The sequence below is a fragment of the Flavobacterium sp. PL02 genome, assembly GCF_035013205.1.
Classification (GTDB): Bacteria; Bacteroidota; Bacteroidia; order Flavobacteriales; family Flavobacteriaceae; genus Flavobacterium.
In genome coordinates this window covers 296,863-313,918 of the sequence record NZ_JAYGJP010000003.1, presented here as the reverse complement: position 1 = coordinate 313,918, position 17,056 = coordinate 296,863, and the positions used below count along the sequence as shown (strand labels likewise).

The 17,056-nt window shown below is 33.7% G+C and carries 15 protein-coding genes; 3 read left to right on the top strand and 12 right to left on the bottom strand.

What is annotated here, in order from left to right:
* Positions 1-5: 5 nt before the first annotated feature.
* Entirely contained in the window at positions 6-776 is a 771-nt protein-coding gene (locus tag SHI72_RS12355) for a hypothetical protein (RefSeq protein ID WP_323490133.1), read from the top strand.
* Between the two features lie 6 nt (positions 777-782).
* Positions 783-1,241: a hypothetical protein gene (locus tag SHI72_RS12350; RefSeq protein ID WP_323490132.1), complete on the top strand. Its 459-nt coding sequence runs from the start codon at positions 783-785 to the stop codon at positions 1,239-1,241.
* 220 nt (positions 1,242-1,461) lie between these two features.
* Here SHI72_RS12350 and SHI72_RS12345 read toward each other — a convergent pair whose 3' ends face one another.
* Entirely contained in the window at positions 1,462-2,658 is a 1,197-nt protein-coding gene (locus SHI72_RS12345) for an aminopeptidase C (RefSeq protein ID WP_039113572.1), read from the bottom strand.
* 327 nt (positions 2,659-2,985) lie between these two features.
* Between SHI72_RS12345 and SHI72_RS12340 the strand changes: the two genes are divergently transcribed.
* Entirely contained in the window at positions 2,986-5,433 is a 2,448-nt protein-coding gene (locus tag SHI72_RS12340) for a TonB-dependent siderophore receptor (RefSeq protein WP_323490131.1), read from the top strand.
* Positions 5,434-5,530: 97 nt separating this feature from the next.
* On the opposite strand, the gene SHI72_RS12335 is transcribed toward SHI72_RS12340, so the two are convergent.
* The 11 genes from SHI72_RS12335 to SHI72_RS12285 all read right to left on the bottom strand — a co-directional run bounded on the left by SHI72_RS12335 (position 5,531) and on the right by SHI72_RS12285 (position 17,028).
* Complete coding sequence (locus SHI72_RS12335; RefSeq protein WP_323490130.1) at positions 5,531-6,691, bottom strand: BamA/TamA family outer membrane protein; 1,161 nt, start codon at positions 6,689-6,691, stop codon at positions 5,531-5,533.
* Position 6,692: 1 nt separating this feature from the next.
* The gene (locus SHI72_RS12330) at positions 6,693-7,691 is read right to left on the bottom strand and encodes a hypothetical protein (protein WP_039113567.1); all 999 of its coding nucleotides are present in this window, start codon (positions 7,689-7,691) and stop codon (positions 6,693-6,695) included.
* Between the two features lie 84 nt (positions 7,692-7,775).
* Positions 7,776-8,747, bottom strand: a complete 972-nt coding sequence (locus SHI72_RS12325) for a SphA family protein (protein WP_039118642.1) — start codon at positions 8,745-8,747, stop codon at positions 7,776-7,778.
* A 95-nt stretch (positions 8,748-8,842) separates the two neighbouring features.
* Complete coding sequence (locus SHI72_RS12320) at positions 8,843-10,063, bottom strand: helix-turn-helix domain-containing protein (protein WP_323490129.1); 1,221 nt, start codon at positions 10,061-10,063, stop codon at positions 8,843-8,845.
* A 152-nt stretch (positions 10,064-10,215) separates the two neighbouring features.
* The gene (locus SHI72_RS12315; RefSeq protein ID WP_039113563.1) at positions 10,216-10,800 is read right to left on the bottom strand and encodes a DUF4136 domain-containing protein; all 585 of its coding nucleotides are present in this window, start codon (positions 10,798-10,800) and stop codon (positions 10,216-10,218) included.
* A gap of 265 nt (positions 10,801-11,065) precedes the next feature.
* Positions 11,066-11,791, bottom strand: coding sequence for a DUF6515 family protein (locus tag SHI72_RS12310; protein WP_123912056.1), 726 nt, complete (start codon positions 11,789-11,791; stop codon positions 11,066-11,068).
* A gap of 18 nt (positions 11,792-11,809) precedes the next feature.
* The gene (locus SHI72_RS12305; RefSeq protein WP_323490128.1) at positions 11,810-12,550 is read right to left on the bottom strand and encodes a DUF2092 domain-containing protein; all 741 of its coding nucleotides are present in this window, start codon (positions 12,548-12,550) and stop codon (positions 11,810-11,812) included.
* Between the two features lie 117 nt (positions 12,551-12,667).
* A complete protein-coding gene (locus SHI72_RS12300; RefSeq protein ID WP_323490127.1) occupies positions 12,668-14,068 on the bottom strand; it encodes a DUF2252 domain-containing protein in 1,401 nt (466 codons plus the stop codon).
* 12 nt (positions 14,069-14,080) lie between these two features.
* The gene (locus tag SHI72_RS12295) at positions 14,081-14,860 is read right to left on the bottom strand and encodes a DUF2490 domain-containing protein (protein WP_323490126.1); all 780 of its coding nucleotides are present in this window, start codon (positions 14,858-14,860) and stop codon (positions 14,081-14,083) included.
* A gap of 219 nt (positions 14,861-15,079) precedes the next feature.
* Positions 15,080-15,907 (bottom strand): transporter, encoded by an 828-nt coding sequence (locus SHI72_RS12290; RefSeq protein WP_323490125.1) that lies wholly within the window; start codon positions 15,905-15,907, stop codon positions 15,080-15,082.
* Between the two features lie 101 nt (positions 15,908-16,008).
* Positions 16,009-17,028 (bottom strand): HAD family hydrolase, encoded by a 1,020-nt coding sequence (locus SHI72_RS12285; RefSeq protein WP_323490124.1) that lies wholly within the window; start codon positions 17,026-17,028, stop codon positions 16,009-16,011.
* Positions 17,029-17,056 lie beyond the last annotated feature (28 nt).

Here is a 17,056-nt window from a genome sequence, read left to right as displayed (position 1 = left end):
TTGATATGATTAAAAAAACTTTTATATATGGCGCAATACAACTGCTCATCTCTTTCATTATCGCCTTATATCTTCAATCAATTAGCGATAAGAGTCTTATTTTTACAGAAGGAATTCTTGATAATGAATTAAGAAATTCTTTAATTAAACATTATTTTATAGTTTTAAGTTTTTTAGGATTATTAAATTTATTATTTTATTATCTTTCACATAGAAATAATGAGAAGAAAAAAGATGAAAAACTATATAATAATATTTGTCAAATTATATTTGAAGAGTTTATTTCATCAGAACCTAATTTTCAGAATCATGAATTTAGAGTGTCTTTATTCATGAAGAAAGAAGGATTAATATTTTTACGCCAAAAATGGTGGTTTAGGCAAACAACATTTCTATCAAATGTAGGAAGGTATCAAACTAGACAAGAAAAGAAACTCAGTAAAATAAAATTTTTACCTAATGAAGGTTGTATAGGAATATGTTATACATTAGGAACATATTTTTTCGACAATACATGTGAATTTAATAGCACAAATCCAAGCTTGTATTATCAGGAACAATTAACTAAATTTAATATTCCAAATTTCAAAGCAAAGAAAGTAACCAGTAAATCACGAAGCTTTGTAAGTTGTCCAATAAAATATTTTAACTCTCAAGATTTATTTGGTGTAATTGTTGTAGATTCTACAATGGATATTGATTTCAACAATACAAATTTTAGAATAATCGAAGACGTTTTAAAACATAATAGCGTTATATTTAACAACCCAAATTAATAATTTATGGAAGCAGATAATCTTATAATACAGAAATTTAGGGAACTTATTAAAAACGAATTTAAAAAAGTTTTTAAAATTAACATCGACAATAATAGCTATAGAGTAGCATTAAGCAATGATGAAATACCAATTATGAAATCCTTTAAAAAACAAGGAGATGAGTTCATAATATATTTCGTTGATGAGCCATACAGCAAGAGTCCACAGACAAACAAAATATTTAATATTGATGAAGATTTAAATGGTAGTATTAAATCTGCATCGATAAACTATGGCTCCTTAAAAGACAATACCTATAGTAATATTAGAAATGAACTAAAGCCAATTTATGAATTACAAAAAATTTCAAATTCTGCATCAGAGCAAATTAATGTAGAAAAAAGAATTAAATTACTACATGCAATACACGAAATTATAAAGACTGACAATAATCATGATAAAAAAGAAATGGCTACTATATAATTATTTGAATAGCCCATTTTTTAACATTAAACTCAAAAACAAAACACACATCCACCAACAGTTGAGTCCCAATTAGTAGCCCAACAATATAGAAATATTATATGTTAGTTTCTCGTGGAGACCCTTCGTTCCTCAGGGTGACAAGTTTGTGTGAAATGTGCACAAAAAAAAGCGCCACAATATAATTGCAGCGCTTTTTCTAAAATATAAGTATAAAAGATTAAACCCCTAACTTCTTAGCAATATCAGCAGGTAATCCGCCTTTGTTTACCATAAGAGCAGTAGTTTTATACTTCACGAAGTTTTTAGTTACAAACAAGAAACCTTTGTAGTCATTTGTTTCTCCCCAAGAATTTTTTACGATGTAATATTCTTTCCCCGTTTGATCTTTGGCTAAACCAATAATGTGCATTCCGTGGTCATCTGTAGTTTGATAGTTATCAAAAGCTGCCTGACGCATTTCGGCAGTAATTTCTGGTTCTGCTTTTGGTCCGTTAAACATATCTGCTTTTTCATCTGCAGTCATATCATCAAATTTCTTTGTTGGTACATATGCTACACCGTTTTTCCAGCTAAAGCTTTTCTCACTTACATCTGTAGCCCAAGCCACTGTATATCCTTTTTTTAATGCATTATCAATAACATCGGTCATGTCATTAACTTTTACATTGTAAACCTGATCAAATGACCAGTTGTCTGGCACTGCCAATAATGTTTTTTGGTAATATGGCGCTGTTGTAAATGATGACATTTCAACATATTCATCTGGATTAACACCTACTATCTCTTTTGCAAATGATTGTGGTGTGTAATTTTTTCCTTTGTAAGTAAAGTTTTCTGGCACTTTTCCTAAGTAAGAATCAATAACTGCTGCATAGGCTTTTTCCCAGTTTGGAGTAAGTTCTCCGTTTGGATTTTTTACTACTGCTGTTAAAACACCTTCGTTTATAGCTGCCATTTCGGCAAATTTATTTTTATCTGTTCCGTAGTTTAATCCTGTATATACTTCTCTTGGAACTGCTCCGTATTTTCTATACATATTGATTACATCATGCAATGAACCTCCGTCGCCTAATGTTACTGCTCCATGCATACGCACGTAGTTTTTACCTTTTTCAACATACACATTTCTTGCAGAGAAAATTTGAGACAACTCAACTGGTTGTTTCCCAAGTCTAATCATTTCTGACTCTAAGAAAGAGTTTGTTGCATAGCTCCAACATGTTCCTGAAGAACCTTGAGATTTTACCGATGTTGTTCCTAGGTTAATTTGCTCCGTAAATTTAAAATTCTCTTTACTTTTTTCGCTTGCATTTAACTTTAAAGAATTAACTAAAATGTCTTGTGCGAAACAACCACTCACTCCTACCATAAAGGCAGATGCTGCGAATACCGATTTCATCGTAATTTTATACATAATCAATGATTTAAATAGTTGACTAATTAGTAGCCTTGATTTTATTTTTGTTACAAAACAATTAAATATTAAATAAAAAAACTAACCTAATGCAGTTAATTTTTATACAATGTTTTTATTAATCTATAAAAACTTACAAAATACTCAAAACAGGTAATCTTTTTTTAGCAATAAAGTAAAATTATGCTGTTGCTTCTAAATAAAAAGTCCTGAATAATCTAACACTCACGCGTGTTCTCTTTTTTTATATAAAGTTTTCTTAAATTATTATTTTTATCAAGTCTAAATAAATATATATTTGCACCGTAAAAATCCAAATACCATACAATGAAACTAATTTATATAGTGCTACTTATAGCATTTTTTAATATTGGGCAAGCTCAAACTACCCAAATTACAGGAAAAATAGTTACCGAAAACAATGAAGAGGCTTCTTATGCAGCTGTTTTAATTAAGGAACTAAAAAAGAATATCTCTGCCGACGAAAAGGGAAATTTCCAGATCAATAATCTTAAACCAGGAACCTATACTCTTCTTTTTTCTAGTTTAGGTCTATCTTCTCAGGAAAAAACGATCGAATTACATGAGGATGAAAAACTAAACTTACCAACCATTACGCTAAAAGAAAATATTAATACGCTGCAAACCGTAGAGATTACAGGTAGAAAAGAGAAATCATACAAAAACACAAAATCTTTTATTGGTGCAAAAACAGAAATTGCTCTTAAGGATTTACCACAAGCGGTTTCTTATGCTACTAAAGAACTAATTGCCGACCAAGGCGCAATACGTATCGGAGAGGTTATAAAGAATTTTAGTGGCGTAAGTCAGTTCACTTTTTATGATGATGTATCGATTAGAGGTTTTAGAATAAATGGAGGAAGCAATACGCAATTACTAAATGGTTTAAGAACTTCGACAGGTTTCTGGAAACAGCCTTTGGCAAATTATCTGGAACGTGTAGAAGTATTAAAAGGTCCATCATCAGCATTATTTGGTAATGCATCGCCTGGTGGAGTTATAAATAGGGTAACCAAAAAACCATTGGATCAACCAGCAAATAGTATCAGTTTTTCTACAGGAAGTTTTAATACTCTTAGAGCATTAGCCGATTTTACAGGACCGCTTACCGAAGATAAATCACTTTTATACCGCTTAAATATTGGTTACGAGAATGCCAATTCTTTTAGAGATTTACAATTTGATAAGAACATTGTTATTGCTCCTTCTCTATCATTTTTACCAAATGATAAAACCCGAGTAAACTTTGATTTAATTTATACAAGTTCAAAAGGGATGCTTGATCGTGGTCAGTCTACTTACGAGAACAACTTGTATTCTACTAAAACGAAACAATCATTAAACTCTCCTAATGATTATCTTAACGAAGAAACTTATATTGTTACAACCTCATTAAACCATCAATTTACCGATAAGTTGTCATTCTCTGCTTCGTATATCCGAACTGGTTATAATGAAGACTTACTAGAACATCGTGGTGCCAACAAATATGCGTCTGCAGCAGATGGCAGTACTATTCCGTCTGCGATAGAAATGCAGGTTTTTATGCGTAAACGTAAACGCTATATCGATAATATTTCGACCTTTTTTGTGTACAAAACAAAAACAGGCGATTTAGATCATAATTTAATCTTAGGATATGACTACGCTCAGGAACAAGTACCATCTGGAGGTTCTCAGCTTGAGGCAAAAGGATACAGAAATGCAGCAAATAATGGAGCGATTAATACTTATAATCCAAAAAATAGCAGTGCTTATTTATTAGATTCCAAAGGAAATCCTGTTCCTAATGTTGCTCATTTTGACTTAACAAATCCATCAGGATCTCAACAATTAAAAGATGTTAGCAAATATTTTTATACTGCACGTCCATTCGACCCTAGCTATTATTCTTTGTATGGTATCTATTTGCAGGATCATATAAAATGGGGTCGTCTGCAAGCCTTAATTGGAGTTCGATATGACGAATATACCGATCGTGAAAATTACACAAAAGACAATGAGAAGAAAGTAAAACAACATTCATTCTTACCACGTATAGGTCTAACTTACACTGTAAACTCAAACATTAATGTTTATGGTACCTACGTAAAAGGATATAACCCACAAACCACATCATCATTATCTAATCCAAATGCTGGTGGGCCTTTTGATCCTTTAGAAAGTAATATGATAGAATTTGGAGGTAAATCGTCATGGTTTAAAGAAAAATTATTTGTTACGCTAGCCTTGTTTAAGATTCAGCAAAAAAACACGTTGTATAATGCCAATGACCCGTCTAATATTGACTTAATGAGACAGGTAGGTACAGAAGAATCTAAAGGAATTGAAATTGATGTAAACGGTAGTATAACTCGCCAATGGAGTATTTCTGCAGCTTACTCTTATAACGAAGCACATATTACCGAAAGTCCAATAGCTGACGAAATAGGAAGACAAAAACCAAACACTCCAATACAACAAGGAAACATCTGGACACGTTATAATTTTGTAGATGGCGCTCTAAAAGATTTTGGGCTTGCTATGGGAACAAACTTTGTAACAACTCGTAACTTAAGTATTAGTGCAACACAAACAATACCTAGTTATACGCTAATGAATGCTGCTTTGTATTACACCATTAACAAATTTAAAATACAATTGAACGCAAATAATCTAACCAATAAAACGTATTGGGTTGGTGGATATGATTACATCCGTTTATTTCCCGGAGCTCCAAGAAACTGGTTACTTACGCTTGGATATTCATTTTAAGAAAACTGTTTAGAAATAAAAAAACCTGATAGCAATTGCTATCAGGTTTTAGACAATTATTGAATTAACTAACTAACAGATATTTTTTTAAGGTAAATTAACGAAGCCAATTACTTCCAAAAACCACATAATATGCCCAGTCTTCCGGACCTCTCGCTACATCGACCCCCATTCTTAGTTTAAATTTTCTAGCAATTAAATATCGAAAACCTGTTCCATAACTATAAACAACTGGTTTAGCAAAAGCTTTATCCCAATCGTTAAAAGCACTTGCCAGACCGCCATAGCCCATAAGACTCCATCTTCTGTACAAATCCCATCTTAGTTCAGCCTCAGTTACAACACTGGCTTTACCCTGATATCTGGCTGAAGGAATTCCTCTTAAATTAATTCCTGGTCTAAGATAAAAAGGAGCATTACCAAGTGCCTGTTCTCCTTCTAGTCTAAGTCCGCCAATTAATTTTTTGGCGATAGGATAATACCCTATTGCAGACAAATTTAACCGCCATGCATCATAATCGCTACCAATTGTGTTATCTGACCAGAAAAAGTCAAACTGAAACCGCATTCCTTTATCTGGCGTAAAGATATTGTCGCGCCCATCAAACTGAATGGCTCCACCTAATTGGCTTACTACACTTTTTACATCGCTTAATTTAGCAAACGAAGGAAGATCATTTAAATCTGGGAAATTAACTTTAGAATCTAACAAAAGATACTGTGGACCTGCACTCCATTTTCCGTTTCTAAACTGTTTCATAACCCGAGCATAGAATGCAAATGATTTAAAATTAAGGTCAATTTCTTTGTCTTTACCATTGGGTAAATTTTCATAAAATGACATATTTACATCTCCATAGCCTCCTCCTACACGATACAATATTCTTGATTTTATAAAACTTCCTGCACGAAATGCTCCCACTGCCCAACTTTTGTTACCAGTATACATTCCCATGGCTCCTGTTATATCAGGATCTATAAATCTTTTCTTTCCATTTGCATCAATAATAGGATCGTGTTTTTTAAGATAAAGAGGTAACACCGCTCCCCCGATTCCTCCTAAAGCAGGCTCGGTAATAAGTGTAGGTACAACTATAAAACCATGTGCATAAATTATGTAATCACTTAAATCAAAAGCCCCATCTAGGGAATCTTTCATACTTATGTGTTTATGTTCTTTGTCCTGCCCTGCCATCGTTATCGTCATGAAAACAATAAGAAACAGGAATACTTTTCGGAGTTGGTTTGTTTTTTTCATATTAAAATCCAAATCGATAATTTACTGAAGCTAAAATTGAGGAACGTCCACCAAAAAAGCCTGCTTCTGTTCGAAACTGCCAATGGTGATCTAATTGAAACTGTCCACCCACAGACATACTCCAAGGAGAAAGTGCTTTCTTTTTAAGTGAATACGAAATTGAAGCATCTTCTGGATCTAACTTATCTAATTTGTCTCTTATTTTATCGGCTATTTGTTTAATAATAACCTTATCTGCCGCAGGTAAATTTTGGTACCAAGCCTTATCTTCGACATCAAAATCTGCCGAATTTCCGCTGACTCCTAAATCCGAAAGGTTAATAGTTCCTTTGGTCACTCTGTTTACAAAAAGTCCCTGAACTCCAATCCATGGAGCAAAATTTCTATTCGGTTTTCTTCGGGACTGAAAAACATATCCAAATCTTGGTGCCAACATTTGAGAATGAATAGATCCTTCGATTTGATCAAATTTTGTCCATGTATTGTTATAATCTAAGGTTCCGAATACATGTTTGTAAGCGCCTCCTAAAGTCATTCCGACTCCAAAAGTCCCTCCTTCAAAATCGACTTTGTTACTAAAATTCATTGGCTCGACAACGTTTACACTTGTACTCGCCCAAGTTTTACCTACAACTGCATAAATGTCTACAAAAGGCAATGCCCAAACATCTATACGCGAGGTTACGGAATTAAGTGTGGCTTTGGTTTCTCCAAATTTCACAAAATCAAGAGGAACCAACGGGCTATTGTTTATCCCTACTTCCAGATCACTGATAACAACCTTTTGACTTCCTGAAAAATAATTTATCATAATCCCAATCGGATATGGCAAATCGACTCCTCTTTTGGTAATACGTTGTCCCCAAGCGGGTAATCTATAAGCCCATGTAGATGTTTTTATACTATCAGCGTAAGCTTGGCGTAAATCTTCTTTTTGGGCAAATACTATATTCTGATTAATGATAATAAATATCAGTACTAATAATCCTTTTAATTTCATACGCAGGTATATTTAATTACTTGTTGAGAGATTTCACACCTTTATCAATTGGAACCCTTATACCAATTTCTTATAATTGGCTATTTATTTCTTCGTACTAAAAACATGAGCCAGCGTTATAAAAAAAGTATTCCCTTTAAATCTGTTAATAGATTCTACTTCTCCAAACCAGCGTAATCCTGCTGAAGTACTTGAGCTAATATGAAAATAATTTACTTCGGCACCTAAAGCCATAACACGATCTTTGTTACCTGAAAAAACGGAGTTCCCAATAGGTATTTCATCGCTTGTTGCTTTAAACTGCATGTAGTAAACTAAACCTGCATTAATTATAGATTTCGGAGCTGGTGCATCTGTAGTGCCTCCCATTACATAATATGTTTTTCCGAATCCTCCTTCAAGGCTAAAAAGATCTCCTGTTTTAATATCGGTATCTTTTTTCTTTCCATTTATTTCATAAGAAGCTAATGCTGATAAATGCAATGTTTTTTTATCATTAAAAAAAAGTGTTGTTCCTGCCGAAAACTCATTTATAAACATTCCTAAACCACTGTTATCACTAGCTCCGTTTTCAAACTTACCGGTAGGTAAATACATGGCGTAAGTAAAAATGAAATCGGCTTTTTTATTATGCCAACCCAATTGTAATGGTATGATATAAGTATCTGAATACGCAAAAGGGCTTTTTGAGCTTACATAATTCCCCTGAATTGCATTGGAGGCAAATGGTAATAATGCTGATGCTCCATAATTTCCTCCTAAAATCTTAAAATCGCTTACCCAACTTACACCCACAGCTGTAAGGAACATATTTAAGTTTGGGTCTGCGACTGCAACATCGCCATCATTATTTCGTAAAGAAGTCGTGTTATAAAAATAAACGGGTACAAATACAGAAAGGGTATTTTCGGGTGTTTGGGTACCCGATTGTAATCCCATAGCTCCCAGAAAATGTCCCCCTTTAAGTTGTGCATTACTAAAAAAAGGAATTAATAAAACCAGTGTTGTAACAACTGTTTTTATAGATTGTATGTTTTTATTAAATACTGTTTTCATGATTTTACTTTATAATAATTCATTAAATAATTTTAGAATACTTAATCAATAAAAGAATCCCTCAACACAAGTTTTATCTTGTTCTGGTAATGAAATTATTTTATCGAGAATTCATTTCTTCCTTCAGAAGTTACTCGAATAAATTTGAAATACTCTGATGGAGACTTACCTGTGTGTTTAACAAATGCTCTAAAACAAGTTGTTCTGGATTTAAATCCCGAGCCCCATGCCATTCCTTCCAGAGATAAGTGTTTCCAATCGATATCGTTTACTTTATCTTTAAAGTATTCGATTCTTTTAAGATTTACATAATCCTGAAAATGAAGATTATATTCACTATTTATCAGACTTGAAAGATGGTGAACTGGTATTCCTGTTTCTTCGGACAAATCGCGAATGACAAGATTTTTCTTTAAGAAGAGTTTTTTACTAAGAAAGGCTTTTTCAAGTGTTATTAAATAAGTTATTTTCTTTTCATCTGTAAGCAAGCTTAATATAGGCAAAGCGTCTTTTACTTCTTCTGTCTTGATAGTTTTACTAAAATTATCGTTGCTAAAATTACGCAAAGTAATAAGCGGCTCTCGTAAACCGTACAAAACCTGAGGTTTAAAATACAACCAACTCACTGTAAAAAGAAGGATAAAAGATACCATTGCGTTGTACAGAAAATCAATATTAATTACGGAGCTACTCAAGAATCGATGCACAAAAAGTGTCGAAAAAAGTACTATAATCATAATATTAAAAATCCTCAACCAATTAATAACCTTATCATTATATCGTTTAAGTTTATGTGTGTTTTTTAAATCAAATTTTAAAATCATTATGGTTTGCACAAAAGCATATCCTAACCAAGATAATATTATGATTAACGGAAATGCAGCATTTACTTTAACAGATAAATAGTCTGTTCTTTGTATTATATCGTCATTAAACAAACCTCCTAAATAATTAAGATAACGGTCTGAAAATGAAAATAAAATATAAATGAAACATACTATAAAGGGAGTAAAATGTATCCAATCGTATTTTCTAATCATTTTTCCAGGCAACAAAACATTTCTTATATATAAAAAAGAACATGGTGCTACCAAGAAAATAAAAGAACGGGTGATTATAAAGAAATTTGAAAACCCTTTTAATACACTTGCAGACAAGTAAAAACTATAAATACTTCCTATAGCAAGGCTAAACAAGCAAAGACTCAAAAAGAAATTCTGATTAAGATTTTTTTTGGTAAAAATAATCATCAAAGAAACAGTAAAACCTGCTATTGATGCGATAAAGAAAAAGAGAGATAGTAATATATAAATCATGGGGGAAAGATTTAACATTTTTATTCTAGAAATGATTTCACTTATAAAATCAACATTATCAAAGACATTGTAGTTGCCTGCATTATAAAACGATTAAACTTATCTAGTAGGGAGATAAGTTTAATCGAGTTGTAATATACTCGTTGTAGAACTTATTTTTTTACAACTAAGCCAGGAGGGAATCCTGCTAAAATTTTCTTTACAGAAGAACTAATAAATTCATCTGGATTATCTGGTCTTTTATCTAATTCGGTATTACCGATTCCTTGCCAAATTAGTTTTTGTGTTTTTGTAGATACAATATCAATTACCAAAGATCCATCAACATAATCGTAGGTATCATAAGTTGTAGTACCACTTAGCATACCACCACCAGCACCCCAATATCCATACGGACGATACATACCGCCATATCCATAGAAATTAGAATTTGCTGTAACCTGTTTTTTGTCTTTTAAAATGGTAACCGCATTAACTTTCAGATCAGGATTGTTTGCTGTTTCTTTAAATCCTTTACTAGCCATTTCTGTACGAATTGCATTTGCAATTCTATCTACATTCAACTGGCTTACCTGACCCTCTTGCGCTTTTAAGTCATAAACTGCAAATGTTTTATATTCTGAAAAATTAGCTGAATGGTCGTAATCGTTTGTAACTTTTACGCTTGGAGCACAGCTGTAAATCAAACCCAATAGTATAACTGGGATTATGAATAAGGTTCTTCTTCTCGTGTTCATTTTATTAAATTTTAAAGTGATTATTAAAAAATTAGTAAGCTATTTAAACTATTAAATAAATGATCAAATTTTGAATGAGCGGAAATTCCTATTAAGAATATTGTTTTTTTAAGTTAAAACATTCTTAAAATTAAGTGGTATTTTCCCTAAAGGTAAATTATTTTATTAATTACCCCAAACAAATTTGATTAAATATCCTCCATTATAAACTGAATTACACATGTTTAGCCTTACAATGGAAGCTTTTACAAATACATTCTGTCAATTATTTACCTTGTACGACAACGTAACTATCCTGACCATCTTTAGAAATTGGCTGATAATACACATTGTTATAAAGCAAGTATTTTTGACCGTCGATTGTTTTTTCTTCTGCTCCTTCTGGAAGATGTGTTACAACTGCTCCAACTGGTGCTGTTACAACTTTATACTTGCCTGAAGTTTTACTATAATAAGTTCCTCCATAATAGTAATACTCGGCACCCGAGACAGTTATCGTTACATATCCTTTGGGTAAATCAGATATTGTTGCGCCTATTGGTGCTGGTACAACTTTATACCCACTAGATTCTTTTACATAATACACTCCATCGTCATAATTATAGTTTGTATTCTCTACAGATACAATTATTGCTGCGGTGGTTAATGTTGCCAAAAAGAAACCTACAGGATACCATGTTGGTCCCCAAACATAAGGTACAAACGGATGATACGCATATGGAAATGGTACTGGGTAAGGATGAAATGGTACCGGATATGGTCTTGGATACGGGTGTGGAGGTGGCGGCAACGGTCTTGGCGGTATCGGCCTAATCGGTTCAGGACGTGGCATAGGTCTAATCGGCTCCGGACGAGGCATTGGTCGAGGCATCGGACGAGGCGGTGGGAAATGACCAAAACGTTGCGCTGTAACTGTTTCTGGAATCATTAATAGCATTGCAAACAATACCATAATAAATATCGAAATTCTATTTGATTTATATGATTTCATAGGAATCTATTTATGTGATTACTTAGTTTTTTCTCTAGGAGCAAATTTTGTTTTGGTAGCCTTAGGGGGAGCTTTAAACTCAAACAAAGTGTCTGGCAAGTCGGCGTTTATTACCCAGTCTTTATAAACTGCTTCAAATTGTGGACTCTCTTTTTGATCTGTATAAATTATTACCATCTTAAGAGGTAAAAACAAATCATCATTTGCTATCCAAAACTGAAAACTTTTGGTTTTATCTCGTCCTGCAATATGAAAACATTCCTTTCCATCAATAGTTGTTTTTCCCAAAAAGACCAAATCTTCACTAGAAGACTGAATATCGCTAGCAAAAGAAGGATAGAAAAAATCGGCAGCCGAAAACTCAATTCCGTACTTTTTGCTAACATCATCTATTGTTTCAATCACAGAATTTGGCGCGGTGGTGGTAGCATAAGTATTATTATCGTAGGAATAATAATTTAAACTTTGTCCATTATACAACAATGCCCGATTGCCTTTATCTCCTGTAGAAGTAACTTTCATTTTTTCTGGAAACTTAATGGCAACTTTATCAATAATAGCATGCTTTACAAGTCCTAAATTATTCGTTAAGATATCATAAGTCGTTACCGCAGTAAAACTACAAGACTTTATATCCTGCATGGTTTCGGTAGTTCGGCTCAAGAGATAAACAGCCGTAGAATCTATACGCTGTGTTTGGGCATTTGTTGAGATAACCATCATCAAGAAGCCTATTAAAAATAAAAACTTTCTATTCATATGTAGATATTAATTGATTTTTATCGGTCATATGTAATTCGCATATCTTCATTGGTGTTTGCGACCAATTTAAGGTCATGCTCATTTCATACGTTTGTTTCTTATTTGTTTATTAAATTAACTTTCCATTGGTATCGGTAATCTTCCGCTTTTAACAGCTTCTAACATTTTCTTATAATCTGCTTCATTTTGATTGGCATAGGAAACCGAAAAATTGGCAATCGCATTGGCAAATTCTTTGTTTTTACCCATATAACCAGATAAAACCGAAGCATCTCCCGAACGTGCATGTGCTCTTGCTAATACCCATCCGCATGCTTTGGCATAATCCATAAGATTTTTGGCTTTCATAACCTCAAGAACTGGTTTAACCTTGGCATCACGGAGTTGTCGTATGTAAAAAAACTTCCCACTTTCTCCATCCGTCCATCCCAAAAACATATCCGATGCTGACTGCATTAACTTCTGTCCCATTACGATACGTTCTCCTTGATGTTTATAAATACTTTTGGTTTTTAAATTAGGTTCTAATACACTTTGCCTAGCTTCTTTAAATTGTAAAAAAATCGGTTCGCCAGTTCCCGACATTAACAGACTAATTCCGCAAAGCGTTCCTACACTTCCTACGCCTACTACTTTTATGGCAATATCATGTACTGAATATCGGTTTAGGAGTATTCGTTTATCTTCAGATAATGATTTTATATACTTTTTATGAACTGCCTCTGCTTGTCTCAGCATATTTTCGCCTTCTTCGCCCGTTAGGTGATAAATAAGTGGTGGTTCATCTTTAATACGAGCCCGTTTTCCTTCTTGATACGTGAGTTTGGCAAACTCTTTTTCATGGGCAGTATATTCAGCCGCTTTTTTTAGTCTTTTTTTCTGGAACTGCTTTATTTCATCATCACTTCCTAATTCTATCAAGTCGGCTAAATCAATATGAGCATACCATATTTGTAGTGCTGATAATTTGCTATATTCAAGCATGTGTTTTTTGTAACTCTCGGCAACAAGTCGAGCTACTTCTTTGCTTATTTTTGGAGAAAAATTCTTCCATCTTGCTGCAATTGTAAAGCTGGTTGCAAGTCGTTTTAAATCCCATTCCCATGGACCAGGAAGTGTTTCATCAAAGTCATTAATATCAAAAACTAACTGACGCTCGGGAGTTGCAAATCCTCCAAAATTCATTAAATGACAATCTCCGCAAAGCTGAAGTTCTATTCCTGTTGTGCGGGACTGTTTTAAATCGGCTGCCATAATTGCTGCTGCACCTCTATAAAAGGAAAATGGAGATTCCATCATCCTACTATATCTAATAGGTAATAGACTTTCGACTCTTCCTACACTTGTATTAATTAATATAGCAACAGGATCTTCTCTATCTTTGGCGGGTTTCCACTCGCTATGAATGGAGCGCGGTGTAGTTTTACGAATTGCTTTTCCCTCGGCAAATCGCTCTGCTTTTGATATTCCAGAATCAAATATGTTTTCGTTGGTTTCTTTGGATTCATCAATCATAGCTTCTAATTTTTATTTTCGTTTAAAAGGCAAATCAGTTGTAAGCGTAATCCTAATAGTATGATTCATTCTGCTAAGCCCACTTTCGGTATCGGACGATTTCCAGAAAATCTGATTCATATATCCTACTTCCAATCGTATTTCTCTCCGTTTGTCAAGACTGTAAGCAGTTCCTAAATACAATCGGTTTTGATCTAAGTAATTCTCATCGCTACTTGCTGCATTGGTTCTTATATGAACCTCATCATAAACGACTGCTGCCCATCGTTCTTTAAACCATAATTGATACCGTACTTGGTATCGTAACGTATTTTCGAATTTGTAATAATCAAAATGGTCGCTTGTGCTATTTGGATCGTCTTTTCTACCTAACCATCGTTGTTCCATCCTAAAACGTTGTGACCAGACTTCTTTTCCTTCTTTCTTTACTATACGCCAAATAAATTGCTCGTATATTCTATAATCTGGATTATTGTATGGTAATGAAATCTCGTCATAAGGTAAATCCCATTGATAGGCAATACCAGCTCCTAATCGGTTTCCGTTTTTAAGATAATAATTGGCTCCTGCTCTGTAAAAAGATCCCTGAAGTTCGGATACAAATTGATTTCCTTTTGAATATCCTTCCAACAGCAATCCCCATCTTCCATCTTCTTTAAATGGTAAATACATTTCGTAACCAACCCATGCTGCAACATTCTGCTCCATTTTTTGAGCATTTGTTTTTACACTACCCAAAAAAGTAAATACGATTATAAAACTTATGGTTTTCAAAAAATTGGCTATGTTCATACAACTACTCAATTAGTTTTCAATAATTTAAAAAAACACTTAATCTATCTTCGTTTTATTTCACAAGTTCTGGCTGCGGAGCTTTCCATGTACCGTTTAATATCGATTCGTCTGGACCATAAATTCGGATTAAATAATAGAATGCATCTGCCGGAGTAGGCAACCAGTTGAATTCTTTTTTCTCTGATATTATCTTTCAAGTAAAAAATTAAAATGATTTTATGATCCTGGAAAAACAAAAGCCAATACTGCTCTTAGTCCCCAATCTGGTTTAGATTCTGACGGGCCATCTATTGGGATTAATGGCATTAAAGCAAATTGAACGACTTGACTTCCTAATTTTGTTACCGCTCCTATCGAAGGATTGAAAGATATCATTGTTGTTTTTCCTTCCCAGTTTTGGGTTACTTCTACATTTGCGCCTAAACTGGCACCACTTTTAAAACTATGAGAAAGGAAAGCTTGTATGTAGAATTCATTAAAATCGGCACGGTCTTCATTTCCTGCTACCGACCATATTTGGTTGGCAAGAAAACCTACCGAAAGTCCTTTTCCTTGATGCATTATTAATAGACTTGGTCCTATCCCGAATTTCTCCGTTCCTAAAAACTTATCTGTTGCGGTTGGAACTAAAAAGGCTGGACCAACTCCCCATATAATCTTCTCACTTTTGGGTGCAAAAAAAGCGGTTACGGTTGCATCACTTAACCCAAATTGATGGGTATTTTCTCCTGTAATATCTCTTTGATCTACAATTGGAACTATATAACGGGTAATTAAGTTTAGATTATCACTTAATTTAAAAGGAATTACCGGTTGTACGTTAACTGTATATTTAGATCCATTATAAGGACCAATACCATAATTAAGATTATTTTGCAATGGAACACTTATAAGACTCGCAACTGGATTAGCCAATTTATCTGCAAGTTCCTGTGCACTTGCTCCTGCTTTTTCTTCCTGTGCATTTGCTGTAAAATGAGTTAAGGAAATAACAACTACAATAAATGCTGATTTAAGTTTTAGAAATGGGGTAAAACGTTTCATATATACGATTTTAAAATGTCCTTAATTGTACTTATTAAAGGATACAGCTTTTAAACAAACAAAAAAGCTGTATCGCTTTAAAACCTAACCAAAACCAATACTTATTTGTCTGCAAAAACTTTCTTCCAGTCTTCTTTCATGTTTATCACATGCCAGTTATTTTTTGCAGCAGCATTCAATGATGCATTATCTTTTTCCTGATAACTATATTCTCTTATCGAATCATTGTGATTTACTAATAATTGAAAAGATGGGTATTTGTTACCTTGGGTATATTTCAGCATTGCGATATCTCCAGCACCACCTTCGTTACCACAAGCAAATACAGGTCGTTGCCCGATATGCAATTGGATTCCAACTGGCTTACCTTCTTTATCATTCAATAAATCAAGAGCAGGTTCACGGGTAATATTACCCGTTGCACCATCAAATTTGTATTTGAAAGAAGTACCAACAACTTGTTCTTTAGGGATCCCGTAAAAATCGGCTGAGATTGCACGAACCAATTCTATAGTTCCACCTGTAACAATAAATGTTTTGAAACCATTAGCGCGTAAGTAGTTCAATAACTCCAATTGTGGTTGATAGCGTATTTGTTTCAACGGAACATTTTTTCCTGGATAGGTTGCTCCAGCAAAAAATTCCTTAACAGAACTCTCAAATTGGTCTTCGGTCATACCCGTATGGGTTGCAGCAACCAGTTCTATAAGTGCTTTATCTCCTCCTTTGGCAAAAAAATCTTTGTCTTTTTCAACAACAGCTTTAAAAGGTTGCACTTTAGCCAATTCTGGTTTTGCCTCTACCATTTTTTTAACACGGTAAAAAGCAAACAATTCCTGAACATATGGCTTTTCAGCCCAAAGTGTTCCATCATTATCAAAAGTTGCAATTCTGCTTTCAACTGGAATAAAGTCGGGACTTCCTTCCTTAGTTACTTTCTCAACATAAGCTATGATGTCTTTTTTTAGTTTTCCATCATTCCAACTTGGTAACGGATCACCACTTGTTGCAACTGCTTCTGTTTTATCCGAAGTCCCAACCGCAGTTGCATCTTCTGTTTTGTTCTTACAAGAAACTAGTAGGAATAAGAATAAGGGTAATACATATATTTTTTTATACATAATCTGGGGTATTACGTTTATAAAAGAT

What these genes read in the sequence shown, in the direction of transcription:
- SHI72_RS12350 (WP_323490132.1), top strand. Translation starts at nt 783, where the DNA reads ATGGAAGCAGATAATCTTATAATACAGAAATTTAGGGAACTTATTAAA.
- SHI72_RS12325 (WP_039118642.1), bottom strand. Translation starts at nt 8,747, where the DNA reads ATGAAAACAGTATTTAATAAAAACATACAATCTATAAAAACAGTTGTT.
- SHI72_RS12330 (WP_039113567.1), bottom strand. Translation starts at nt 7,691, where the DNA reads ATGAAATTAAAAGGATTATTAGTACTGATATTTATTATCATTAATCAG.
- SHI72_RS12310 (WP_123912056.1), bottom strand. Translation starts at nt 11,791, where the DNA reads ATGAAATCATATAAATCAAATAGAATTTCGATATTTATTATGGTATTG.
- SHI72_RS12320 (WP_323490129.1), bottom strand. Translation starts at nt 10,063, where the DNA reads ATGATTTATATATTACTATCTCTCTTTTTCTTTATCGCATCAATAGCA.
- SHI72_RS12345 (WP_039113572.1), bottom strand. Translation starts at nt 2,658, where the DNA reads ATGTATAAAATTACGATGAAATCGGTATTCGCAGCATCTGCCTTTATG.
- SHI72_RS12335 (WP_323490130.1), bottom strand. Translation starts at nt 6,691, where the DNA reads ATGAAAAAAACAAACCAACTCCGAAAAGTATTCCTGTTTCTTATTGTT.
- SHI72_RS12300 (WP_323490127.1), bottom strand. Translation starts at nt 14,068, where the DNA reads ATGATTGATGAATCCAAAGAAACCAACGAAAACATATTTGATTCTGGA.
- SHI72_RS12305 (WP_323490128.1), bottom strand. Translation starts at nt 12,550, where the DNA reads ATGAATAGAAAGTTTTTATTTTTAATAGGCTTCTTGATGATGGTTATC.
- SHI72_RS12285 (WP_323490124.1), bottom strand. Translation starts at nt 17,028, where the DNA reads ATGTATAAAAAAATATATGTATTACCCTTATTCTTATTCCTACTAGTT.
- SHI72_RS12315 (WP_039113563.1), bottom strand. Translation starts at nt 10,800, where the DNA reads ATGAACACGAGAAGAAGAACCTTATTCATAATCCCAGTTATACTATTG.
- SHI72_RS12355 (WP_323490133.1), top strand. Translation starts at nt 6, where the DNA reads ATGATTAAAAAAACTTTTATATATGGCGCAATACAACTGCTCATCTCT.
- SHI72_RS12295 (WP_323490126.1), bottom strand. Translation starts at nt 14,860, where the DNA reads ATGAACATAGCCAATTTTTTGAAAACCATAAGTTTTATAATCGTATTT.
- SHI72_RS12340 (WP_323490131.1), top strand. Translation starts at nt 2,986, where the DNA reads ATGAAACTAATTTATATAGTGCTACTTATAGCATTTTTTAATATTGGG.
- SHI72_RS12290 (WP_323490125.1), bottom strand. Translation starts at nt 15,907, where the DNA reads ATGAAACGTTTTACCCCATTTCTAAAACTTAAATCAGCATTTATTGTA.